At 76.7% G+C, this 21,775-nt stretch carries 26 protein-coding genes and 1 riboswitch; of the genes, 9 read left to right on the top strand and 17 right to left on the bottom strand.

All coding sequences use genetic code 11. The features are described 5' to 3' along the window. Positions 1–30 precede the first annotated feature (30 nt). The 7 genes from cobA to G1H19_RS12910 are packed head-to-tail and all read right to left on the bottom strand — an operon-like array spanning position 31 to position 8,090. Entirely contained in the window at positions 31–1,305 is a 1,275-nt protein-coding gene (gene cobA, locus G1H19_RS12940) for a uroporphyrinogen-III C-methyltransferase (RefSeq protein WP_162392954.1), read from the bottom strand. Further along, a complete protein-coding gene (gene cobT / locus G1H19_RS12935; RefSeq protein ID WP_152729512.1) occupies positions 1,302–2,357 on the bottom strand; it encodes a nicotinate-nucleotide--dimethylbenzimidazole phosphoribosyltransferase in 1,056 nt (351 codons plus the stop codon). Before cobT ends, cobA begins: the two co-directional genes overlap by 4 nt. Positions 2,358–2,389: 32 nt before the next feature. After that, on the bottom strand, positions 2,390–3,478 hold the full coding sequence (cobC, locus tag G1H19_RS12930; protein ID WP_162392955.1) for an Rv2231c family pyridoxal phosphate-dependent protein CobC: 1,089 nt from the start codon (positions 3,476–3,478) through the stop codon (positions 2,390–2,392). Then, the gene (locus G1H19_RS12925; RefSeq protein ID WP_162392956.1) at positions 3,475–3,984 is read right to left on the bottom strand and encodes a cobalamin biosynthesis protein; all 510 of its coding nucleotides are present in this window, start codon (positions 3,982–3,984) and stop codon (positions 3,475–3,477) included. Before G1H19_RS12925 ends, cobC begins: the two co-directional genes overlap by 4 nt. Next, on the bottom strand, positions 3,971–5,395 hold the full coding sequence (locus G1H19_RS12920; RefSeq protein ID WP_235928119.1) for a cobyrinate a,c-diamide synthase: 1,425 nt from the start codon (positions 5,393–5,395) through the stop codon (positions 3,971–3,973). The genes G1H19_RS12925 and G1H19_RS12920 overlap by 14 nt, the downstream gene beginning before the upstream one ends. Then, positions 5,392–6,006 carry a cob(I)yrinic acid a,c-diamide adenosyltransferase gene (gene cobO / locus G1H19_RS12915; RefSeq protein ID WP_152729513.1) on the bottom strand — a complete coding sequence of 205 codons (615 nt, stop codon included), beginning with the start codon at positions 6,004–6,006 and terminating at the stop codon, positions 5,392–5,394. The genes G1H19_RS12920 and cobO overlap by 4 nt, the downstream gene beginning before the upstream one ends. Next, positions 6,006–8,090, bottom strand: coding sequence for a putative cobaltochelatase (locus G1H19_RS12910; protein ID WP_162392958.1), 2,085 nt, complete (start codon positions 8,088–8,090; stop codon positions 6,006–6,008). The genes cobO and G1H19_RS12910 overlap by 1 nt, the downstream gene beginning before the upstream one ends. Before the next feature lie 39 nt (positions 8,091–8,129). Beyond that, positions 8,130–8,256: riboswitch (cobalamin riboswitch) on the bottom strand. A gap of 66 nt (positions 8,257–8,322) precedes the next feature. Between G1H19_RS12910 and G1H19_RS12905 the strand changes: the two genes are divergently transcribed. The 3 genes from G1H19_RS12905 to G1H19_RS12895 are packed head-to-tail and all read left to right on the top strand — an operon-like array spanning position 8,323 to position 9,445. Next, on the top strand, positions 8,323–8,784 hold the full coding sequence (locus G1H19_RS12905) for a hypothetical protein (RefSeq protein WP_152729514.1): 462 nt from the start codon (positions 8,323–8,325) through the stop codon (positions 8,782–8,784). Continuing rightward, positions 8,781–9,074: a winged helix-turn-helix domain-containing protein gene (locus G1H19_RS12900; protein ID WP_162392959.1), complete on the top strand. Its 294-nt coding sequence runs from the start codon at positions 8,781–8,783 to the stop codon at positions 9,072–9,074. The genes G1H19_RS12905 and G1H19_RS12900 overlap by 4 nt, the downstream gene beginning before the upstream one ends. Positions 9,075–9,109: 35 nt before the next feature. Next, positions 9,110–9,445, top strand: a complete 336-nt coding sequence (locus G1H19_RS12895; RefSeq protein ID WP_235928120.1) for a hypothetical protein — start codon at positions 9,110–9,112, stop codon at positions 9,443–9,445. A gap of 15 nt (positions 9,446–9,460) precedes the next feature. Here the strand turns inward: G1H19_RS12895 and G1H19_RS12890 are convergent, their stop codons facing one another. Both G1H19_RS12890 and G1H19_RS12885 read right to left on the bottom strand, forming a co-directional pair. After that, positions 9,461–9,880: a type II toxin-antitoxin system VapC family toxin gene (locus G1H19_RS12890; protein WP_235928121.1), complete on the bottom strand. Its 420-nt coding sequence runs from the start codon at positions 9,878–9,880 to the stop codon at positions 9,461–9,463. Continuing rightward, a complete protein-coding gene (locus G1H19_RS12885) occupies positions 9,877–10,113 on the bottom strand; it encodes a type II toxin-antitoxin system Phd/YefM family antitoxin (protein WP_152729515.1) in 237 nt (78 codons plus the stop codon). The genes G1H19_RS12890 and G1H19_RS12885 overlap by 4 nt, the downstream gene beginning before the upstream one ends. Positions 10,114–10,209: 96 nt before the next feature. On the opposite strand from G1H19_RS12885, the gene G1H19_RS12880 reads away from it, so the two are divergent. After that, positions 10,210–11,274 carry an AbrB family transcriptional regulator gene (locus G1H19_RS12880; protein ID WP_152729704.1) on the top strand — a complete coding sequence of 355 codons (1,065 nt, stop codon included), beginning with the start codon at positions 10,210–10,212 and terminating at the stop codon, positions 11,272–11,274. Between the two features lie 85 nt (positions 11,275–11,359). Here G1H19_RS12880 and G1H19_RS12875 read toward each other — a convergent pair whose 3' ends face one another. Beyond that, the gene (locus G1H19_RS12875; protein WP_152729516.1) at positions 11,360–11,950 is read right to left on the bottom strand and encodes a type II toxin-antitoxin system PemK/MazF family toxin; all 591 of its coding nucleotides are present in this window, start codon (positions 11,948–11,950) and stop codon (positions 11,360–11,362) included. Positions 11,951–12,147: 197 nt separating this feature from the next. Here G1H19_RS12875 and G1H19_RS12870 point away from each other — a divergent pair, with 197 nt between their 5' ends. After that, entirely contained in the window at positions 12,148–12,351 is a 204-nt protein-coding gene (locus G1H19_RS12870; protein ID WP_152729517.1) for a hypothetical protein, read from the top strand. Between the two features lie 43 nt (positions 12,352–12,394). On the opposite strand, the gene G1H19_RS12865 is transcribed toward G1H19_RS12870, so the two are convergent. The 6 genes from G1H19_RS12865 to G1H19_RS12840 form a co-directional block, all read right to left on the bottom strand. After that, entirely contained in the window at positions 12,395–12,820 is a 426-nt protein-coding gene (locus tag G1H19_RS12865; protein WP_152729518.1) for a VOC family protein, read from the bottom strand. Positions 12,821–12,893: 73 nt separating this feature from the next. After that, on the bottom strand, positions 12,894–13,511 hold the full coding sequence (locus G1H19_RS12860; RefSeq protein WP_162392960.1) for an MSMEG_1061 family FMN-dependent PPOX-type flavoprotein: 618 nt from the start codon (positions 13,509–13,511) through the stop codon (positions 12,894–12,896). Between the two features lie 193 nt (positions 13,512–13,704). Continuing rightward, a complete protein-coding gene (locus tag G1H19_RS12855; RefSeq protein ID WP_162392961.1) occupies positions 13,705–15,201 on the bottom strand; it encodes a cobyric acid synthase in 1,497 nt (498 codons plus the stop codon). Beyond that, complete coding sequence (locus G1H19_RS12850) at positions 15,198–15,842, bottom strand: lysophospholipid acyltransferase family protein (protein WP_162392962.1); 645 nt, start codon at positions 15,840–15,842, stop codon at positions 15,198–15,200. The genes G1H19_RS12855 and G1H19_RS12850 overlap by 4 nt, the downstream gene beginning before the upstream one ends. Positions 15,843–15,955: 113 nt before the next feature. Next, complete coding sequence (locus tag G1H19_RS12845; RefSeq protein ID WP_162392963.1) at positions 15,956–16,642, bottom strand: PAS and ANTAR domain-containing protein; 687 nt, start codon at positions 16,640–16,642, stop codon at positions 15,956–15,958. Between the two features lie 116 nt (positions 16,643–16,758). Next, positions 16,759–17,772 carry a cobalamin biosynthesis protein gene (locus tag G1H19_RS12840; RefSeq protein WP_162392964.1) on the bottom strand — a complete coding sequence of 338 codons (1,014 nt, stop codon included), beginning with the start codon at positions 17,770–17,772 and terminating at the stop codon, positions 16,759–16,761. A 52-nt stretch (positions 17,773–17,824) separates the two neighbouring features. Here G1H19_RS12840 and def point away from each other — a divergent pair, with 52 nt between their 5' ends. From def to cobM, 4 genes are read left to right on the top strand one after another with little or no spacing between them, the layout of a single operon-like run. Further along, positions 17,825–18,382, top strand: a complete 558-nt coding sequence (gene def / locus G1H19_RS12835; RefSeq protein ID WP_152729520.1) for a peptide deformylase — start codon at positions 17,825–17,827, stop codon at positions 18,380–18,382. Next, positions 18,379–19,593 (top strand): precorrin-6y C5,15-methyltransferase (decarboxylating) subunit CbiE, encoded by a 1,215-nt coding sequence (gene cbiE / locus G1H19_RS24545; RefSeq protein WP_193616504.1) that lies wholly within the window; start codon positions 18,379–18,381, stop codon positions 19,591–19,593. Before def ends, cbiE begins: the two co-directional genes overlap by 4 nt. After that, positions 19,590–19,736, top strand: a complete 147-nt coding sequence (locus G1H19_RS12825) for a hypothetical protein (RefSeq protein WP_162392965.1) — start codon at positions 19,590–19,592, stop codon at positions 19,734–19,736. Before cbiE ends, G1H19_RS12825 begins: the two co-directional genes overlap by 4 nt. Further along, positions 19,733–20,473, top strand: a complete 741-nt coding sequence (cobM, locus tag G1H19_RS12820; RefSeq protein ID WP_152729521.1) for a precorrin-4 C(11)-methyltransferase — start codon at positions 19,733–19,735, stop codon at positions 20,471–20,473. The genes G1H19_RS12825 and cobM overlap by 4 nt, the downstream gene beginning before the upstream one ends. A gap of 17 nt (positions 20,474–20,490) precedes the next feature. Here cobM and G1H19_RS12815 read toward each other — a convergent pair whose 3' ends face one another. Beyond that, a complete protein-coding gene (locus G1H19_RS12815; protein ID WP_174278048.1) occupies positions 20,491–21,585 on the bottom strand; it encodes a cobalt-precorrin-5B (C(1))-methyltransferase in 1,095 nt (364 codons plus the stop codon). Between the last annotated feature and the right edge of the window lie 190 nt (positions 21,586–21,775).

Genomic DNA, 21,775 nt, shown 5'->3' with positions numbered 1-21,775 from the left:
CGGGACGTCGACGGTGACGGTCCCCGGACGCTAACCCGGGGTGCCGACCCCCGCCCGGGTTGCGGCCGGGTCGCCGAGGGACACGACCTCGCCGACCACCCAGACCGCCGGCGGGCGGACGCCCTGCTCGACGATCGTCCGCGCCAGCCCGGCCAGCGTCGTGCGCACCGTCCGCTGGGTGGGCGTGGCCCCGTCGGTGACCACCGCGACCGGGGTGCCGGCCGGCCGGCCGTGCTCGACCAGCGCGGCCGCGATCGCCCCGGCGGTGTCCACCCCCATGAGCACGACGACGGTCCCGCGCAGCCGCCCGAGCGCCGCCCAGTCGACCAGCGACGCCGGGTGACCGGGCGGCACGTGCCCGGAGACCACCACGAACTCGTGGGTCATGCCGCGGTGCGTGACCGGCACGCCGGCCAGCCCCGGGACGCCGATCGCGCTGGTCACACCGGGCACCACCTCCACCGGCACACCGGCGGCGACGCAGGCCTCCCACTCCTCCATGCCGCGGCCGAAGACGAACGGGTCGCCGCCCTTGAGCCGCACCACCCGCTTGCCCGCCAGCGCCCGGGACACCAGGAACTCGTTGATCTGCTCCTGGGCCATCGAGCGGCCACGGGGCAGCTTGGACGCGTCGATGACCTCCACCTCGGCGGGCAGCGAGGCCAGCAGTGACTGCGGTGCCAGGTGGTCGGCGACGACGACCTCGGCCTGGGCCACCGCCTGCCGGCCGCGCACCGTGATCAGCCCCGGGTCGCCCGGCCCGCCACCGACCAGCACGACCGTGCCGGCGGTGCCCGAGGGGGTGCGGGAGGCGCGGTCGGCGATCGAGCCGTCGATCAGCCCGGACAGCACCGCGTCCCGCACGCCGACGGCCCGCTGCGGGTCGCCGCCGCCGTGCACGCCGACCACGAGGTCGCCCTGCCGCCCGACGGCCGGGGTCCAGACGCTGGAGGCCGACCGGTCGTCGGCGCGGGCGCAGAACACCCGGTGCCGCTCGGCCTCCGCGGCGACCCGGGCGTTGACCGCCGGGTCGTCGGTGGCGGCGACGGCGTACCAGGCGTCGGCCAGGTCGCCGTCGGCGTAGTGGCGCTCCAGCCAGGTCACGGTGCCCGGGGCGACGAGCGCCTCCAGGGCCGGGGTGACCTCGGGGGCCACCACGGTGACCAGCGCGCGGGCCTCGAGCAGCCCGGCCACCCGACGGTGGGCCACCTGCCCGCCACCGACCACGACGACCCGGCGGCCCTGCAGGCGCAGGCCCACCGGGTAGACGACCCCGGAGCCGGGGTCGACGGGTGTGGCGTTCACTTCCCGGTCACCCCGGCGGAGTCGAAGGTGGCGACGTCGCGCAGGGCGCGCGCCGCGGCGGCGACCAGCGGCCAGGCCAGCAGCGCACCGGTGCCCTCGCCCAGGCGCAGGTCCAGGGCCAGCAGCGGCTGCAGGCCCAGTGCCTGCAGGGCCAGGGCGTGCCCCGGCTCGGCGGACGTGTGGCCGGCCAGGGCGTGCTCCAGCGCGGCGGGGCAGAGCGCGGCGGCCACCAGGGCCGCGGAGCCGGCGATGATGCCGTCCAGCACCACCGGCACGCGGGCGGCGGCCGCGCCGATCACGAAGCCGGCCAGCGCGGCGTGCTCGAGGCCGCCCACCTCGGCCAGCGCGGCGAGGGCCTGCTCCGGCGTCGCGGGCCGGTCCGGGACCCGGCCCGCGGCCTGCCGGACGACCTGCACCTTGCGGGCCAGCATCGTGTCGTCGATGCCGGTGCCGCGGCCGGTGGCCCGCCGGGCGTCGGCGCCGGTGAACACGCAGACCAGCGCGGCCGAGGCGGTGGTGTTGGCGATGCCCATGTCCCCGGTGACCAGGCAGCCGTGGCCGGCGGCGAGCGTGCCGGCCACCTCGATGCCCACCTCCACGGCGCGGCGGGCCTCCTCGACGGTCATCGCCGGGCCGGCGGACAGGTCGGCGGTGCCGGACCGCACCCGGCGTCCGAGCAGGCCGGGCGCGGGCTGCAGCGGGGCGGAGACCCCGACGTCGACCACCAGCACCTCGGCGCCGAGCTGCGCGGCGAAGGCGTTGACCACCGCGCCCCCGGCGACGATGTTGGCCACCATCTGACCGGTGACCTCCTGCGGCCACGGCGTGACGCCCTGGGCGTGCACGCCGTGGTCCCCGGCGAACACCGCGACCGCGGCCGGGCCGGGCAGTGGCGCGGGGCAGCGGCCGGCGGTGCCGGCGAGCTGCGCGGCGACGTCCTCCAGCAGGCCCAGCGAGCCCGGGGGCTTCGTCATCACGTCCAGCCGCGCCCGCGCGTTCTGCTCGGCGACGGCGTCCCGGGGGCGGACGGCCGCGATCGTCTCGCCCAGCATCGTGCCCGGGAAGGGGGCGGTCGGGTCGGTGGTCAGCGGAGCTCCTCGGCAGTCGGGACGAGCTCTGAGGATCTCAGCCCCGGCTCGGGTGCCTGCCCGCCGGGCGGGGTGAGCGCCGTCCGCAGGGCGTCGGCGAACGCCCGGGAGGTGTCCGGGTCGCGCACCGCGACCCGGAGGTGGTCCGGGCCGAGCCCGGGGAAGGTGTCGCCGCGGCGCACCGCCCAGCCGGCGGCGCGCAGCCGCTCGCGCACGGCCGCGCCGCCGGGCACCTGCAGCAGCAGGAACGACGAGCGCGGGTCGCCGAGCACGGTCACCTCCGGGGGCAGGGCGTCGCGCAGGGCCGCCCGGTCGGTCGCGGTGCGCTCGGCGGCCCGGCGGGCCTCGGCCTGGGCCGCGTCGCTGCTGCAGGCGGCGAGGGCGGCCAGCGCCGGGGTGGACACGGCCCAGTGCGGCTGCTGGGCCGCCATCGCCGCGACCAGCCCGGGCGGGCCGAAGGCGTAGCCCACCCGCAGGCCGGCCAGTCCCCACGTCTTGGTCAGGCTGCGCACCACCACCAGCCCCGGGACGTCGCGGGCGCCGGCCAGCGACTCGGGCTCGCCGGGCACCGTGTCGGCGAAGGCCTCGTCGACCAGCAGCACCCGCCCCGGCCGGGCCAGCGCCCGCAGGTCGGCGGCGGGGTGCAGCACCGACGTCGGGTTGGTCGGGTTGCCCAGCACCACGAGGTCGGCGTCGGCCGGCACCGCGGCCGGGTCCAGCCGGTGCTGCGGACCGGGCAGCAGCAGCCGCTGGACCGGGTGCCCGGCGGCCCGCAGCGCGGCCTCCGGCTCGGTGAACGACGGGTGCACCACGACGGCGCGCCGCGGTGCGAGCGCCCGGGCCAGCAGGGTGAACGCCTCGGCGGCGCCGGCGGTGAGCAGCACCTCGGCGGGGTCCCGGCCGTGCAGCCGGGCCACCGCGGCCCGCGCCGGGCCCGGGTCGGGGTACCCGGCGCTGGCGTCGAGCGCCTCGTGCAGCACGGCGCGCAGCCACGCCGGTGGGGTGCCGGCCCGGACGTTCACCGCCAGGTCGACCAGCCCGGGGGCCAGCTCGGCGTCCCCGTGGTGCCGCAGGTCCTCGCTCACCCCGCACCCCCGCCCGTCGCCGTCCCCACCGCCACACCGGCCCTTTCCGCGGAAGTGGCCGCCGTCGCGCCGGCCCTCTCCGCGGAAACGGCCGTCGTCGGACCGGCCGTTTCCGCGGAAGTGGCCGTCGTGGCCGGGGGACGGGGGATCGGGCGGGCGACGGCGGTGGTGACCCGGCCGAGGACGGTCTTCGGGACCAGCAGCTCGCCACCGCCGAGCAGGGCGGCGGCCTCGGCGACCGAGGGCGTGCCGACGGCGGCCGCCGCCCGAGCGGACGGCGTCGGCACCACGACGGCGGCCAGGGCCGCGGCGGGGTGCCCGGTGAGCCGCCAGCCGCGCTGGGCGGCGGCGGCCTGCACCCCGGGCTCGGCGGCGCGGACGTCGAGGGTGGCGAGGTGGCCGACCCGCACGCCGGGGGGCAGCACCGCGTCGACGGCGGCCAGCACCTCGGCCGCCGTCACCCCGCGCCGCGCCCCGACCCCGACGACCGCCTCAGGACGGGGCACGGGAGGCGTGCAGCGGCACCGGGACGGCGGCCGCGGCGGCGACGAACCGGCCGGCCATCGCGGGGGAGCCGGCCCAGTTGAGGTGCAGGTAGGAGGCGTGCACGTTGGCCTGCGGCCCGGCGACGAACCCCTCCGGGCCCTCGGCGTTCCACTGCCAGGCCGGCGTCGCGCCCGCGCCCGGGCCGGTGCGGGTGCGGTGGAACTCGTGGCCGCGCACCCGGGTGCCGGCCGGGGCCAGCGCGCTGTCGGACAGCGCCACCGCCGAGCGGTAGCCCAGGGTCAGCCGGGGGTGCATGGCGGCGGCGGTGTCCAGCACGCCGCACATCGGCTCGCCGTCCAGCTCGCGGGCCAGGTACAGCAGCCCGGCGCACTCGGCGGCGATCGGTCCGCCGGCCGCGGCCAGCTCGGCGATGGCGGTGCGCAGCCCGACGTTCGCGCTCAGCGCCGAGGCGTGCACCTCGGGGAACCCGCCGCCGACCACCAGCGCCCGGGTGCCGGCGGGCAGGGCCTGGTCGCGCAGCGGGTCGACGACCACCACGTCGGCACCGGCGGCGGCCAGCAGCTCGGCGGTCTCGGCGTAGCCGAACGTGAAGGCGGCACCGCCGGCGACGGCGACCACCGGCCTGGTGCCCTCAGCGGTCAGCGGGGCCCGGGTGACCTCGGCGGCGGGGTCCCACGGGACGCCGTCCAGGTCCGGTGCCGTGCCGGCCAGCCGCAGGACGGCGTCGACGTCGATGGAGGACTCGACGACCGCGCCGAGCGCGCGCACGGTGCGCACCGCCTCGGACGAGCGTTCCGCGGCGGGCACCAGGCCCAGGTGCCGGGACGGCGTCTGCAGCGCCTCGATCCGGCGGACCGCACCGAGCACCGGCACCCCGGCCGCGCCGAGCGCCTCGCGCAGGATCGCCTCGTGCCGGTCGCTGCCGACCCGGTTGAGCACGACGCCGCCGATCCGCACGCCAGGGTCGAAGGTGGCGAAGCCGTGCACGACCGCGGCGACGCTGCGGGCCTGGCTGGAGGCGTCCACGACCAGCACGACCGGGGCCCGCAGCGCCGCGGCGACGTAGGCCGTGGAGCCGTAGCCCGGCGCGACGCTGGCGTGCGAGGCGCCGTCGAACAGGCCCATCACGCCCTCGACCACGGCGACGTCGGCCGGGGTGGGGGTGAGGGCGCCGTGCAGGAACAGCGGGACCAGCCGCTCGTCGCCGGCCAGCCACGGGTCCAGGTTGCGGCCGGGGCGGCCGGCGGCGAGGCCGTGGTAGCCCGGGTCGATGTAGTCCGGGCCGACCTTGTGCGGCGACACGGTCAGGCCGCGCGCGGTCAGCGCTGCGATCAGCCCGGTGGCGATCGACGTCTTGCCCGAGTTGGACGACGGCGCGCCCAGCACGATCCGCGGGATCCCGGTGCTCACCACTCGATGCCTCGCTGTCCCTTCTGGCCGGCGTCCATCGGGTGCTTGACCTTGGTCATCTCCACGACCAGGTCGGCGGCCTCGACGAGCGCCGGGTGCGCGGTGCGCCCGGTGATGACGACGTGCTGGTTGCCGGGGCGGTGCCGCATCGTCTCGACGACGTCCTCGACGTCGACCCAGCCCCACGTCATCGGGTAGGTGAACTCGTCGAGCACGTAGAAGCGGTGCGCCTCGGCTGCGAGGTCGCGCTTGATCTGTGCCCAGCCCTCGGCGGCGTCGGCGGCGTGGTCGGTCTCGTCGCCGTGCTTGCGCGACCAACTCCAGCCCGAGCCCATCTTGTGCCAGACGACCGGGCCGCCCTCCCCGGTGGCCTCGTGCAGCCGGCCGAGAGCCCCCAGGGCGTTCTCCTCACCGACCTTCCACTTCGCGCTCTTGACGAACTGGTAGACCGCGATCGACCAGCCCTGGTTCCAGGCGCGCATGGCCATGCCGAAGGCGGCGGTGGACTTGCCCTTCATCTCCCCGGTGTGCACGGCGAGCAGCGGCCGGTTGCGGCGCTGCCGGGTGGTGAGCCCGTCGACCGGCACGGCGGTGACCTGTCCCTGCGGCATCAGGCGGCGCTCCGGACGGTGCCGGCGAGCGCCTCGGCGCTCAGCTCGGCCAGCTGCAGGGTGCGGGCACCCAGGTGGGCGCCGAGCACGCCGGCCAGCCCGAGCCGCACGTGCCCTGCCTCGCAGTCGACGACGACGCTCGCCGTCCCGCCGGAGGCGATCAGCTGGGCCGCCCGGTGCGCGTCGGCCAGTGGCCGGCCGCCGCGTGCCCCGGTCGCCCGCCCGTCGGTCACCACCACCAGCAGCGGACGGCGCCGCGGGTCGCGGACGTGCTCGACCCGCAGCACCTCGTGCGCGCGCAGCAGCCCGGCGGCCAGCGGGGTACGGCCCCCGGTCGGCAGGCTGGTGAGCCGCGCGGCGGCGGCCTCGACCGACCAGGTGGGCGGCAGTGCGAGCTCGGCGTCGGCGCCGCGGAAGGTGATCAGCCCGACCTTGTCCCGCCGCTGGTAGGCGTCCATCAGCAGGGAGAGGACGGCGCCCTTGACGGCGGCCATCCGCCGCGCCGAGGCCATCGAGCCGGACGCGTCCACCACGAACAGCACGAGGTTGCCCTCCCGGCCCTCCAGCGTGGCCTGCCGCAGGTCCTCCCGGGCCAGCCGGAGCCCCGGGCCGCTGCGCCCGCGGGCGCGCTGGTGCGGGGCGGCGGCGAGCACGGTGTCGGTCAGGTGCAGCCGGGTGACCGTGCCCGCCGGACGCCGGGACCCCACCACCCGACCGCGGTCGCTGCGGGCCCGGGACCGCTTGCCGGCCACGCCCGAGCCGATGCCGGGCACCTCCAGCCGGCGGGCGCGGAACGGGTCGGTCGGCGCGACGGCCGCCTGGTCGGGTGCCGGGGTGGCGCCGGTGCTGCCGCCGCCCTCGCCCCGGGGCGCCGTCGTGGGCGGTCGCTCGCCCTCCGCGCCGGGGCCGTCGGGGCCGGGTGCGTCCGCGGCAGGGGCCGGGCCGGCGGCGTCCGAGCCGTCCGGTGCGGGGTCGGGGGAGCCGCCGCCCGGGCCGCCCTCGGGCGGGCCGTCGTCCTCGGGGCCGTCGCGCTCAGGGTCGTCGCCCTCCGGGCCGCCGTCGTCCTCGGGTGCGGGGTCGCGGGCGTCGGACAGCGCCTGCTCCAGCGTGTCGTCGTCCAGGCCGGGGGCGTCGAAGGGGTTGCGCCGGCGGCGGTGCGGCAGGGCCAGCCGGGCGGCCACCCGCACGTCGTCCTCGGTGACGTCGGTGCGGCCCTCCCAGGCGGCGTGCGCGATGGCGGCGCGGGCGGTGACGATGTCGGCGCGCAGGCCGTCGACGTCGAAGGCCGCGCAGATGCCGGTCACCTGACGCAGCGCGGCGTCGCCGAGCACCACGGCAGGAAGCAGGGCGCGGGCGGCGGCGATCCGGCTCGCCAGCGTGGTCTCCGCCGGTGCCCAGGTGGTGGTGAAGCCGGCCGGGTCGGCGTCGTACCCGAAGCGGCGGCGCACCACCTCGGCCCGCAGCGCGCCGTCGCGCGGGGCGGCCACCTCGACGGTGAGCCCGAAGCGGTCCAGCAGCTGCGGGCGCAGCTCGCCCTCCTCGGGGTTCATGGTGCCGACCAGCAGGAAACGTGCCGCGTGCCGCACCGAGACGCCCTCGCGTTCCACGTAGGCGGTGCCCAGCGCGGCGGCGTCCAGCAGCAGGTCCACCAGGTGGTCGTGCAGCAGGTTGACCTCGTCGACGTACAGCACGCCGCGGTTGGCGGCGGCCAGCAGGCCCGGCTCGAAGGCCTTGACGCCCTCGGTGAGCGCGCGCTCGATGTCCAGCGCGCCGACGACCCGGTCCTCCGAGGCGCCGACGGGCAGCTCGACCAGTCGGGCCGGGCGGGTCTGCGCGGGCCCGTCGGCCGGGTGTGGGCCGTCGGGGCAGCCGGGGTCGGGGGTGGCGGGGTCGCAGGCGAACCGGCAGCCGACGACGACGCCGACGGCCGGCAGCACGGCGGCCAGCGCCCGCACCATCGTCGACTTCGCGGTGCCCTTCTCCCCGCGCACCAGCACACCGCCGATCGCGGGGGAGACGGCGTTGAGCAGCAGCGCCAGGCGCATGTCGTCCATGCCGACGACGGCACTGAAGGGGTAGGTCACGGGCGCAGGTGTCCTCTCCCCGGGTGTCCACGCCCGGAGGTGGCAGGAGGCGACGGCGGGAGTTCCTGGCTGACCGGCGGGTGCCGGCGTCACAGTGGCGGGACCGCGCCGGGATCGCACCGGCTTCCTCCACTGCCGTCGCAGTTCGTCGTCCATGAGACCACGACCCGGCCGGGCGGGGACAGCCGCCGCTACTTGACGAAGTGGAAAGTCGCGCGTCAGACTTTCCGACATGGAAAGCAACGGGATCGGCAGGGACGTCGCCGCGGCCCAGCTCGCCGCGCTGCAGGCCGACCGGGCCGCACTGGCTGACCGGGCGATGCAGCCGTGGTGGTACGACGCGCTGCTGGGGTTGATGACCTTCGGCTTCTTCGCCTCCTACTCGCTGTGGTTCCCGTGGGCGCCCCTGGTGGCCATCGCGCTCTACGGCGCCGGCACCCGCTGGCTGATGTCGGTGTACCGGCGGCTGACCGGGACCTGGGTGAGCGGCGACCGGCCCGGCCCCACCCGGCGGGCGTGGCGGGTCTGGGTCGTGGGCAGCCTGGCGGTCCTGGTGCCCGCCCTGGTGCTGGAGCTGGTGCTCGACGTCCGCGGCGCGATGGCGGTGGCCGGAGCGGTCCTCGGGATCGGCATCGCCCTCGTGAGCCGCTGGTGGAGCCGGATCTACATCGCCGAGCTGCGCGGGCAGCTGTGACCGCTGTCGCGCCCCGGTTCGACCCCGTGGTGCACGCCCCGCCGCGGCTGCAGGTCTGCGGGCTGCTCGCCGCCGTCGACACGATGGAGTTCGCCACCGTCCGGGACGCCGTCGGGGTGAGCGACTCGGTGCTGTCCAAGCACGTCAAGCAGCTGGAGGACGCCGGCTACGTGCGGGTGCGCAAGGCCACCGTCGCGTCCCGGCAGCGCACCAGCCTGGGGTTGACGCCCGAGGGTCGGGCCGCCTTCGACGCGCACGTCGCCGAGCTCCGGCGGATCACCGGCTCCTGACGGCGGCGTCCACCGACGCCGCGTCGCCCTGTCCGGTGGGCGGTCCGGGGCCTACCCTGGGCCCCCGGGTCGCCGAACCGAGTGGGGAGATCGAGCTGTCCGAGAACACGAGCGCCGAGGGCCCGGCCCGCGCCGACACCGGCTGCGGCGGGTCCGAGCTGCGCTTCCTGGGCGGGCCGCTCGACGGTCGGGTCGACGTCCGGGCCGCGCGCCACGGCGACCCGCTCCCCACCGTCACCCACGTGCACCTGCACGACGGGCCCAAGGTCGTGCACCGCTACGACCTGGACGCCGTGGGCGACGGCGCCGCCGTCTACCGGCTACGCCCACCGGTACGCCGGCCGGTCGCCGACGAGGCCGCCACCGGCTGACCGCCGACAGTCGGACTACGCCCGGTCCGGGTGTGGGATGGCGTGCACGGTGAGCTCGGAGACCGAAGCGAAGTCGTCCGGGTTCACCGTGTAGAGCGGCAGCCCGTTCGCGATCGCCGTTGCCGCGATCAGGGCATCGAAGGCGCGGGCGGAGGGTTTGCGACCCGCTGCACGCATGTCCGCCGCCACTCGGCCGAACGCCCGGGCGGTGGCGGCGTCGACCGGCAGTGCCTCGAAGTCCGCCTCGGCCTGCTGGAGGTGTGCCTGCCGGGTCGACCGCTCGACCGGGTCGCCGGCGAGGAGTGGACCGGCCGAGAGCTCGGCGAGTGTCACCGTGGAGATCAGCACCTCTCCCGGCAGGTCGGCCACCTGCAGGCGAGCGAGCAGGATCACCGCGTTGGTGTCCAGCAGACCCTTCCCGGCGACAGTCGTCACAGGGACTGGTCCACGACCTCGTCGAGGTCGTGACGCAGCGCGGCAGGGTCCATCGCCGGCAGGTGCTGACGGCTGGCGATCAGGACTGCCGTCGACGGGGTGCGCCTCGGCAGGGGCCGCAGCTCTGCGACCTCGGCTCCGTCCCGGGTCACCCGGAGTCGCTCTCCCCGCTGCACGCGGTCCACCACGTCGCCACCGCTGTTGCGCAGCTCACGAATGGACACCGATTCCATGAGGTGACGGTATCACCGGGGAGACAGCGGGGGCCGAGCGCGCGTCGGCGCAGGTGCCCGTGACCCACACCGCAGGGGCAGAGTGGCGCCGTGCGGATGCCCCGGCCGAGTCGCGGGCAACTGCTCGACGGGGCGCTCGTGCTCGGCGTCGCCGCAGCGGTCAGCGCGGTGTCCACCCTGCTCGGCGTCCCGTCGCCGACGATCTTCGGGGGGCTGGTCGCCGGGCTGGGCCGGGCGCTGGTGGGCCGCCGGCGGATGATGCTGCCCCGGTCGGGCTCGACGGCCGCGCAGGCGGTCATCGGGGTCTCGATCGGGTCGCTGGTCGACGCCGACACGCTGACCACCATCGGCCGGCACTGGCTGCCGGTGCTGCTGGCGACCGTGGCGAGCCTGGTGGTCAGCCTGGTCGCCGGCCGGCTGATGGGGCTGCGCCGAGACGTCACCCCGGTCACCGGGGCGTTCGCCATGATCGCCAGCGGTGCCTCGGGGATCACCGCCATGGCCCGCGACCTGGAGGCCGACGAGCAGGTGGTCGCGGTGCTGCAGTACCTGCGGGTGCTGGTCATCGTGGTCGCGATGCCGGTGGTGGCCACGACGGTCTTCGACGCCTCGGCGGGCAGCGGCGGCGCGGTGCGCGGCGGTGCCGGCGTGCCCGCCGACCTGCTGTTCACGGTGGCCTGCACCGTGGTGGGCATCGTGCTGGGCCGGCTCGCGCACCTGCCCGTCGCTGCCCTGCTCGGCCCGATGCTGGTGGCGGCCGCGGCCGCGGCCGACCTGACCGGCGTGGCCGGTGGCGCGACCGCCCCGGCGGCCGTGGAGGCGGCGGCTTTCCTGGTGATCGGCCTGCAGGTCGGCCTGGGCTTCACCCGCACCAGCCTGGTCGCCGTCGCCCGGTTGCTGCCGCTGGCCCTGCTGCTGATCGTGGCCGTGGTGCTCGCCTGCGCCGGGCTGGGCGTGCTGCTGGCCCGCACGGCCGGGGTGAGCGCGCTCACCGGCTACCTGGCGACCACACCCGGCGGGCTCTACGCCGTGCTGGCCACCGCCACCGCGAGCGGCGCCGACGCGACCTTCGTGCTGGCCGTGCAGGTGCTCCGGCTGTTCGTGATGCTGCTGACCGCGCCGCTGCTGGCCCGGCTGCTGCGCCCGCGCGGCGCAGGCTGAGCCCGCCGTCCCGCCATGATGGCCATCGTGGCGAGGGGTTCGTGTCGGTCCTGGTGGGCGGCCGCCGGTCGGTCCTGGTGGGTGCTCACCAGCCGTGCACCCGGCGGACCTCGGCGGCCACCTGCTCGTAGCGCTCCCGGTCCAGGGTGGCGCCCTCGCGCCGGACCGTGCCCGGGTCCAGGGTGATCAGCCGGTCGACCCGCACCTCGCTGGGCCGGCCCTGCCGGTCCCAGCCGCCGGTGCCGACGTCGATCCAGTGCCGGCCGTGCCGGGCCTCGTCGCGGGCGTCCCGGTCGTGGTCCTTGCTGGTGAGCATCAGCGCCAGCAGGTCACCGCCGGAGCGGGCGATCACCAGCACCGGGCGGTCCTTGCCGCGGCCGTCGCCCTCTTCGTAGGGCACCCATGCCCAGACGACCTCGCCCGGGTCGGGCAGGCCGTCGTCCCGGGGGCGGTACTCCAGGGCGACCGGGCCGGGGGAGCCGGCCGTGGCCGGGCCGGGCCGCGGCGCCGGGTGGCGGGACGGCGGTGCCTCGCGGCGGGGAGCCGGCCGCGGGCGCTCCTGCCGGGGCGGCCGCGCCGACCGCTTCTCCAGCTCGCGCATCGCTGCGCGCGCACCCTGCCCCGCCGCGGCGCGCAGCGCGCGGCCGAGGACGGCTCTGAACCCGCCGGTCGCCATGACCGACCACCGTACGCACCACCCCGGTTCGGCAGGTCCAGCCCATGACACGCCGACGACGCGCCGGGCCCCGGTATCGGCTGGGACACATGTGGCGGTGACGCTTCGCACAGCTTGAATTACACCTGTGTAGCTCACAGACTCGTGGTGCGCGCCGGTCCGGTGGGGACCCGGTGCCGCTGTCGAAGGGCGTGGGGATGACCACGATCCAACCGGCTCGTCCAGCAACGACGACGTCGACCTCCGGGGTGCGGGCCAGCGCCCTCGCCGCATGGCAGCTCGTCGAGGACGCGCGCTATCGCGGTGCGAACGACCGACGGGTACACCGGGAACGTCTCCGGCTGCTCGCCGAGCGCGCGGTGATGGACCGCAAGCTCGCCCGGGACACCCTGCGCGGCTGACCTCGCCCGGCGGCGCCTGCTGCGGGCCGGTGCCCGGCCGGGCTCAGGTGATGCAGAGCTCGTTGCCCTCCGGATCGGCGATCGTCACCCAGGTGTGCGGGCCCTGCCGGCCGCGGTGCAGCTCGGTGGCGCCCCGGGAGACCAGCCGGGCCAGCTCCTGCTCGACCCGCTCCGGCCCGACCCGCACGTCCAGGTGGACGCGGTTCTTGACCGTCTTGGGCTCGGGCACGAGCTGGAACAGCACCCGGGGCGCCGCGCCGTCCGGGTGGGTGATCGCCGCGCCCTCCCGCCAGACCAGCTCGCCGCGGTGGGTCATCGTGTCAGACTCGGCGGCGTGGCCCTCGGCCACCATGCGGCGGATGAACGCCGCGTCGCTGGGCTCGCGCTGCCACTCGAGGGCCTCGGCCCACCAGTCGGCCAGCTCGTGCGGCGCCGGGCTGTCGATCGTCACCTGGAACGTGTACGGCATGCCCGCATGATGACGGACGGAACGGCCGCCTCACAGGGCCCGCGGCGAGCCGTGGGGGACGAGGAGGTCCTCCCTACAGCTCCTCGGCCAGTTCCGCGCGGATCACGTCGTCGGCGGGCATCGGGGTGGCGAGCTGGCAGTGGTCACGGAGCACCCGTCCGAACGGCGCGAGCGCGGAGCGCTCGACCCGGGCGGCCGGGTCCCACAGCCGCGAGCGCATGACCGACTTGGCGCACTGGACGTAGGCCCGCCGCACCTGCAGCACCAGCACCGAGAGCGGAGCCCGGCCGAACTCGGTCAGGTCGAGGCCGAGTGCGTCGGGGCCCACCAGCGTCGCGGTGCCGTACACCCGCAGCGTCTCCTCGACGCCGGGCACGAAGAACAGCAGCGCGGCGCGCGGGTTGGCGGCCACGTTGCGCAGCCCGTCGACCCGGTTGTTGCCCTGCCGGTCGGGCAGTGCCAGCCGGTGCTCGTCCAGCACGCGCACGAAGCCCGGCGCGCCGCCGCGCGGGGACACGTCCGGCCAGCCGTCGGCGTCCGCGGTGGCCAGGGTGGCGAAGGGGGACAGCTCGATGAACGCCCGGCAGTGCTCGTCGATCCGGTCGATCTCCTTGTCCTGCACCAGCTGCGAGGGCGGCCGGTAGCCGGCGAGCACGGTCGCGGGGTCGTCGTCAGGCTGCTGCGGCTGCACGGGGGCGACGGTAGCCTCGCCCCCCGTGCCCGAGGTGTGGAGTTCCCCCGTCCGCTACGTGGAGTGCGACCAGCAGGGCGTCGTCTTCAACAGCCACTACCTGCTGCGTGGTGCGCACCACCTACGTGGCCACCGCCGCGGGCCGGTCCACGCCGTGGCCGGAGCACGTGCGCGCCGCCCTCGGCGGCTGAGCTCAGCGGCCGGCGCCGGGGGCCAGCAGCGGCAGGTCGGCCGGTGGGCCCTGCTCGACCAGCCGCCACAGCGCGTCGGTGTCGGCGTGCTCGACGACCAGGTCGCCGAGGCGGTCCAGGCGTGCCTCCCGGAGGTGCGCGAAGTCGGTGTCCGGGGCGACGACGAACCGGCGCCCGGTGCGCCGGGCCACCTCGGTGAGGAAGGCCCGCCGGAAACCGTCGTTCTCCAGCGCCCCGTGCCAGGTGGTGCCCCACACCGACCCGGCGCGGACGCCGTCCAGGAAGGGCTCGGCCCCGTCGTCGGGTACGACCACGCCGTGGTGGATCTCGTACCCGTGCACCGGGTGCCCCAGCGCCGACCCGGTCGGGCGGCCGAGGGTCTTCACCGGGTCGAAGCGCACCTCGGTGGGCAGCAGCCCCAGCCCGGCCACGACGCCGGCACGCGACTCGACGTCGTCGGTGATGGTGCGGGCCAGCATCTGGTGCCCGCCGCAGATGCCCAGCACCGGCAGCTCGTCGGCCGCCCGGCGGGCCAGCGCGACGTCCAGGCCGCGGGCACGCAGCCAGCCCAGGTCGGACACGGTGGAGCGGGTGCCGGGCAGCACCACCAGGTCGGCGTCGGCCAGTTCCTCCGGCCGGGTGGCGTAGCGCACCAGGACGCCGGGCTCGGCGGCCAGGGCGTCCAGGTCGGTGAAGTTGGACAACCGGGGCAGCTGCACCACCGACACCCGCAGCACGTCGTCGCCGAGCGGGGGCAGCGTGGGGCCGCGGTCGCCGGTGAGGTCCAGGGAGTCCTCGACGTCCAGCCACAGCCCGGCGAGCCACGGCAGCACGCCCAGGGTGGGCCGGCCGGTGAGCTGCTGCAGCGTCTCCAGGCCCGGGGCCAGCAGCCGCTGGTCGCCGCGGAACTTGTTGACCAGGAACCCGGCGACCAGCCGCTGGTCGGCCGCCGGCATCAGCGCCACGGTGCCGTAGAGCGCGGGGAACAGCCCACCGCGGTCGATGTCGCCGACCACCACGACCGGCAGCTGCGCGGCGGTGGCCAGGCCCATGTTCGCGATGTCGTCGGCGCGCAGGTTGATCTCGGTGGGCGAGCCCGCCCCCTCGCAGACGACGACGTCGAAGCGGCGGCGGAGGTCGGCCAGGCTGCTGAGCACCTGCTCCAGCAGCGCCGCCTTCATCGGTCGGTAGGACAGCGCCGTCACCTCGGCGACGGCGCGGCCCAGCACGACCACCTGGCTGGAGTTCTCGCCGCCGGGCTTGAGCAGCACCGGGTTCATCGCCGCCTCGGGCTCCACCCGCGCCGCCGCGGCCTGCATGACCTGTGCGCGGCCGATCTCGGCGCCGTCGACGGTGACGTGTGAGTTGTTGCTCATGTTCTGGGCCTTGAACGGTGCCACCGACACGCCCTGCCGGGCCAGCCAGCGGCAGATCCCGGCGGTGACCACGGACTTCCCCGCGTCGGAGGTGGTGCCGGCGACCAACAGCGCCCCGCTCACCAGCCGGCCTTCTCCTGGCCGCTCATCTCGGCGATGCGCTCCATGATCCGGTCGGTCACGATCCGGCGCGGAACGCCCTTGCCGGCCATGCCGGCGTACTCGGGGAAGGTGAGCGGCTCCCCGAAGGTCACCGTGAAGCGTTGCAGGCGCGGCCAGCGGGCGTCCACCGGCTGGATGCGGTCGGTGCCGGTGACCGCGACCGGCACCACCGGGCAGTCGGCGGTGAGCGCCAGCCAGGCCACCCCGGTCTTGCCCCGGGCCAGCCGCCCGTCGCGGGAGCGGGTGCCCTCGGGGTAGATGCCGAAGCCGCGGCCCTGGCGCAGCACCCCCATCGCGGTGTCCAGTGCCAGCTGCGCCGACCGGGACGCCTGCCGGTCGACCGGCATCGCGCCCAGCCCGGTGAACATCTTGCGCACCAGCCAGCCGCTGACCCCGCTGCCCTGCCAGTACTCCGCCTTGGCCAGGTAGCCGACCTGCCGGGGCGAGGCGAGCGGGATGACCATGCTGTCGATGAAGGACAGGTGGTTGCTGGCGATGATGAACGCCCCGGTGGCCGGCACGTTCTCCAGGCCGGTGACGACCGGCCGGCAGGTCAGCCAGAACAGCGGCTTGAGCACGGATCGGACGACTCGGTAGAGCACGCGTCCCCCTCACCTCGGACCGGGCTGCCAGCCGCCCGGTCCGAGGATCATCCCTGACGGTGCAGCCCGGCCCGCGGCGCGGTCGGTCGCCGGGTCGGGCTGCACGGCGCCGGTCAGCCGGAGGGGGTCGCCGGGGGGCAGGCGTCGTGCAGGATCACCCGGATGTCCTCCGGCAGCGGGCTGCGGCCGGCGGCGGAGGCGGTGATCTCCAGCGCCAGGTCGCGCACCTTGCGGTGGGTGTGGCTGGAGATGTGGCCCAGCAGGTCGAAGCAGGCCTGCTCGGTGAAGCCGGTGAAAAGCATCAGCACGCCCTTGGCCTGCTCGATCGCGGCCCGGCTGGCCATGGCCGTGCGCAGCTGCTCGACCTCGGCCTCCAGCGCCTGGACGCGGGTGGCGTCCCCGGGTGCAGCCTCCTCGTCCGGCAGGGCGACCACCAGCCCGGACACGGCGATCACGGTGCCGTCGTCGTCCAGCTCGGGCTCGGTGACCATGATGGCGCGCAGCTCGGTGCCGTCCACCCGGCGGAACCGGCGCAGCGTGGTGGACGGGGCCCCCCGGGTGCAGCGGGCCAGGGCCGTGACGGCGTCGTCCCGCTCGTCCGGGTGCAGGTGGTCCACGAGCACGTCGATGCCGGGCTGGACCGAGTCGTGCTGCAGGCCCAGCAGGGTCGAGAGCTGGGGCGACCAGTACCAGGCGCCGGTGGCCGGCTCGGCCCGGTAGCGGCCGGTGAGCGGCGCCGGCCGGTGCGCCGCGTCCTGGTGTCCGGCAGGGCGCGGGGAGGTGGTGACGGGAGCGGTCATGGTCATGAGGGCCTCGGACGGTCGCGGGCGCGCACGAGGTGCGGGCGCCACGCTGCCGCTTCTTCGACGCGTGACACCGCCCGGCCTGCGCCGGACGCCTGATCGATGCGCCGAAGCTACCCAGATCCGGCCCGTGATGCACCGGGCCGCGATCTCCTGCCGCGCAACCCGATCGCCCGGGGGTGTCCTGACCACCTGTCACCGAGGACGGACCGGCTGCTCACCGCAGCCACGGCGGCCACGCACCAGACGGCCCGGGACAGCCGCACCGACCGGACGACGTCCGCCCGGACCGGGGGCTCCCCGTCACCCAGCGGGGGCCGGTCCTCGACCCGCGTCCCGTACGCGTTGCGCCCACCCAGCCGCAGCCCGAGCGCACCGGCCAGTGCCGCCTCGCAGCGACCGGCGTTCGGGCTCGGGTGCCGGGCGCCGTCGCGTCGCCAGGCGCGCAGCGCCCCGGCAGCCGACCCGCCCACCAGGGGTGCGCAGAGCACGGTCAGGGCAGCGGTGAGCCGGGCCGGGACCCAGTTGGCGACGTCGTCCAGCCGGGCGCTGGCCCAGCCGAACCGGGCGTACCGCGCCGAGCGGTGGCCGACCATCGCGTCCAGGGTGTTGACCGCGCGGTAGGCGAGCAGGCCCGGCACCCCGGCCACCGCGCCCCAGAACAGCGGCGCGACGGCCGCGTCGGAGGTGTTCTCCGCGACGGACTCCACCGTGGCCCGCACCAGCTCGGCCTCGGCCAGCCCCCGCGGGTCGCGCCCGGCCAGGCTCGGCAGCTGGCCGCGCGCCGCGGGCAGGTCCCCGGCGGCCAGGTGGTCGTGCATCACGGTGGCCGCCCGCCCCAGCGAGGTGCCGCCCAGCACGGTCCAGGTCGCGGCGGCGGTGAGCACGGTCCGGGCGGCGGGGGAGCGGCGGGTCGCCCGCGCGGCGGCCCACCCCAGCGCGGCCGTCGTCCCGACGCAGGTGGCCGTGTAGCCGGCGCCGGCCGCGCGGGAGTCCCGCCAGACGCGCCGTTCCAGGGCGGTGGCCGCCTGCCCGAAGCCCGCCACCGGGTGCCGGCGGCGGGGGTCGGCGAGCGCCAGGTCGGCCAGCGTGCCCAGGGCGAGTCCGGCCGACGTCGCGATGTCCACCCCGAGATGCTCTCAGCCGGGTGCGGGCGCGCAGTCCCTAGACTCCGGCGTCATGCGCCTGCCCGGCCGTTACGACGGCGTCGCCCGGCCGATCGTCACCTACGGCACGGACCCCGTCCTGCACCGGCCGTGCGCGGAGGTGACCGACTTCGACGAGTCCCTGCGCCGGCTGCTGCTGGACATGTTCGCCAGCATGTACGCCGCCAACGGCGTGGGCCTGGCCGCCAACCAGATCGGGGTGGACGCCCGGGTCTTCGTGCTGGACTGCCCGGACGCCGACTCCCACGACGTCGTGGGCTACGTGGTCAACCCGGTGCTCACCGTGCTGGAGCCGGTGGGCGACGAGCCGGCCGAGGAGCTCACCGAGGAGGGCTGCCTGTCGGTGCCCGGCCCGTACGCCGACCTGCCGCGCGGCTTCCGGGCCCGGGTCGACGGCGTGGACATCACCGGCAGGCCGCTGGCGATCGAGGCCACCGGCATGGCCGCCCGCTGCCTGCAGCACGAGGTCGACCACCTCGACGGCATCGTCTACGTCGACCGGCTGCCCGAGGAGGAGCGCGACCGGCTGCTCGCCCAGGCAGCCGGGCCGGCCGGCGACCTGCCGGCGTGAGCAGGCCACCGGGGGCGCGGGTGACGGTCGTCGGCATCGGTGCCGACGGCTGGGACGGGCTGTCCCCGGCGGCCCGCCGGGCGGTCGAGGCGGCCGCCGTGCTGCGGGGCAGCGACCGGCAGCTGCGGCTGGTGCCCGCGTCGGTGGGCGCCGAGCGGCTGCCGTGGCCCTCGCCGATGGCCCCGGCGCTGGACGGCTTCGCCGTGCCCGACCGGGACACCGTGGTGCTGGCCAGCGGCGACCCGATGCTCTCCGGCATCGGCACGTCGCTGGTGCGCCGGCTCGGCGGGGACGCCGTGCACGTGCTGCCGCACCCCTCCTCGGTCACCCTGGCCTGCGCCCGGCTGGGCTGGGCGGTGGAGGACACCACGGTGGTGACCGTGGTAGGCCGCCCGCTGGAGCTGGTGCTGCCGCACGCCACCCCGGGCCGCCGGCTGCTGGTGCTCGGCTCGGACGGCGGCACCCCGGCCGCCGTCGCCGCGCTGCTCACCGCCCGCGGGTACGGCGACAGCCGGGTGACCGCGCTCGCCCAGCTCGGCGGTCCGGGTGAGCACGCCACCAGCGGCACCGCGCGCGGCTGGTCCGACGCCGCGACCGACCCCCTGGTGGTGACCGCCGTCGAGGTGCGGGCCGACCCCGGCACGGTGCCGCTGCCGACCGTGCCCGGCCTGCCCGACGACGCCTACGACTCCGACGGCCAACTCACCAAGCGCGACGTGCGGGCGGTGACCCTGGCCCGGCTCGCCCCGCTGCCCGGCCAGCTGCTGTGGGACGTCGGCGCCGGGGCCGGCTCGATCGGCATCGAGTGGATGCGCGTGCACCCCAGCTGCCGCGCCGTCGCGGTGGAACCGGTGCCGGAGCGGGCCGACCGGGTCACCGGGAACGCGCTGCGGCTCGGCGTCCCCGGGCTGCGGGTCGTGCTCGGCCGGGCGCCCGAGGCGCTGGCCGGGCTGCCCCGGCCGGACGCGGTCTTCGTCGGCGGCGGGGCCACCACGCCGCTGCTGCTCGACCTCTGCTGGGAGGCGCTGGCCCCCGGTGGGCGGCTGGTGGTCAGCGCGGTGACGGTGCAGAGCGAGGCCGTGCTGGCCGAGTGGCACGGCCGGGTGGGCGGGTCGCTGACCCGGCTGTCGGTGGCGCAGGCCGAGCCGGTCGGCCGGTTCAGCGGTTGGAAGCCGGCGATGCCCGTGACGATCTGGAGCGTGACCCGATGACCGCGTCCCTCCTCCTCGAGCCGGCGTCCGCCGCCGATCCTGACGTCTCCGGGCTCGAGTCCGCCGCTGATCCCGACATCTTCGGGCTCGAGCCCGCCGGCGATCCTGACTTTTTCGGGCTCAAGTGCCGGGGCCTCGCATGACGGTGCACTTCATCGGGGCGGGGCCGGGGGCGGCCGACCTGGTCACCGTGCGGGCGGCGCGGCTGATCGCCTCGGCGCCGGTGTGCCTCTACGCGGGCGCGCTGGTGCCGCGCGAGCTGCTGGACACCGCCCCCGCCGGTGCCCGGCTGGTCGACACCGCCGACCTCACCCTCGACCAGATCACCGACGAGCTGGTCGCGGCGCACGCCGCCGGCCTGGACGTCGCCCGGCTGCACTCCGGCGACCCGTCGATCTACAGCGCGATGGCCGAGCAGATGCGCCGGCTGGACGCGGCCGGCGTGCCCTACGACGTCGTCCCGGGGGTGCCGGCGTTCGCCGCGGCGGCCGCGTCGCTGAAGCGGGAGCTGACCGTTCCCGGCGTGGGCCAGACCGTCGTGCTGACCCGGACGCAGGCGCGCTCCTCGGCGATGCCGCCGGGGGAGCAGCTGGCCGCCTACGCCGCCACCGGGGCCACGCTGGTGCTGCACCTGGCCGTGCAGCGGCTCGACGAGCTGGTGCCCGAGTTGCTGCCGCACTACGGGCTGGACTGCCCGGTCGCGGTGGTCGCCCGGGCCAGCCGGGACGACGAGCTGGTGATCCGCGGCACGCTGGCCGACATCGCCGGCCAGGTGACGGCGGCCGGCGTCCGGCGCACCGCGATCGTGGTGGTCGGCGAGGTGCTGACCGCCGGGCAGTTCCCGGACAGCCACCTGTACTCGTCCGCCCGCTGCCGCTGATGCGGCACCGCCGTCCGTCAGCCGGCGCGGCCCACGACGGTGCCCCCGCGGTCGATCACCACGACGTCGACGGCGACCGGGGCGCCGCGCAGCACCCCGAGCGAGGTCTCCCGGGCGCCCGCCGCCACGAGGTCACCGAGCGGGAAGCCGGCGGCCTGGCACTGCTGCAGCGCGTCCAGGGCGGTGTTCGCGCCGAGCACGCCCGCCGCCAGCGCGGGCGACCCCCCGGCGCCGCGGACCAGCTCGGCCAGCGCCGCGGGGGACACCTGCGAGCGGCCGGAGTGCAGGTCGAGGTGGCCGTCGGCCAGCTTGGCGAGCTTGCCGATGCCACCGGCCACCGTCAGCCGGGGCACGGGGTGCCGGCGCACGTACTTGAGCACCGCGCCGGCGAAGTCGCCCATGTCCAGCAGCGCGTCCTCGGGCAGGCCGTACAGCTCGGTGACCACCCGCTCGCTGGTGGAGCCGGTGCAGCCGGCCACGTGCTCGTGCCCGGCCGCCCGGGCGACGTCGACGCCGCGCCGGATCGAGTCGATCCACGCCGCGCACGAGTAGGGCACGACGACGCCCGTGGTGCCCAGGATCGACAGCCCACCGAGGATGCCCAGCCGCGGGTTCCACGTACTGCGAGCGATCTCGGCGCCGTTGTCCACCGACACCGTCAGGACGACGTCGCCGCTGCCGCCGTGGGCGCGGGCCACGGCCTGCACGTGCTCGGTCATCAGCCGGCGGGGCACCGGGTTGACCGCCGGCTCCCCGACGGCCAGCGGCAGCCCGGGCTTGGTCACCGTGCCCACGCCCTCCCCGGCGCGGAACAGCACGCCGCTGCCCGGCTCGCCGTGGGTGACCGTGACGCCGACCAGCGCCCCGTGGGTGACGTCGGGGTCGTCGCCGGCGTCCTTGACCACGCCGGCGGTGGCGCTGCCCGGCCGGAGCTCCTCCCGGGCCAGGGCGAACGCGGCGTGCACGTCCTTCGGCAGGTCGATGGTCACCGGGTCGGGGAACTCGCCGGTGAGCAGGGCGGTGTACGCGGCGGTGGTGGCCGCGGTGGCGCAGGCGCCCGTCGTCCAGCCGTAGCGCAGCCCGGTGCTGCTCTCCCGCCCCGCCGTCGTCACCGCTCCATGGTGCACGCGCCCCCACCCCGCCCCGCCCCCGACCACGGTCCGCGCGCGAAGGGTGCCCCGTTCCGCGCGGGAACCGTGCCCACGGCTCGCGCGCTGATCGTGCTGAGGTCGGGCGCTGTGACGCCGAGATCGACACGACCTCCTCGCCACGATGGCCATCGTGGCGAGGAGTTCGTGTCGG

The organism is Goekera deserti, assembly GCF_010685995.1.
GTDB classification, from domain to species: Bacteria; Actinomycetota; Actinomycetes; order Mycobacteriales; family Geodermatophilaceae; genus Goekera; species Goekera deserti.
The sequence above is the reverse complement of the archived record's forward strand: the minus strand, read 5'-3'. Positions and strand labels throughout refer to the sequence as shown.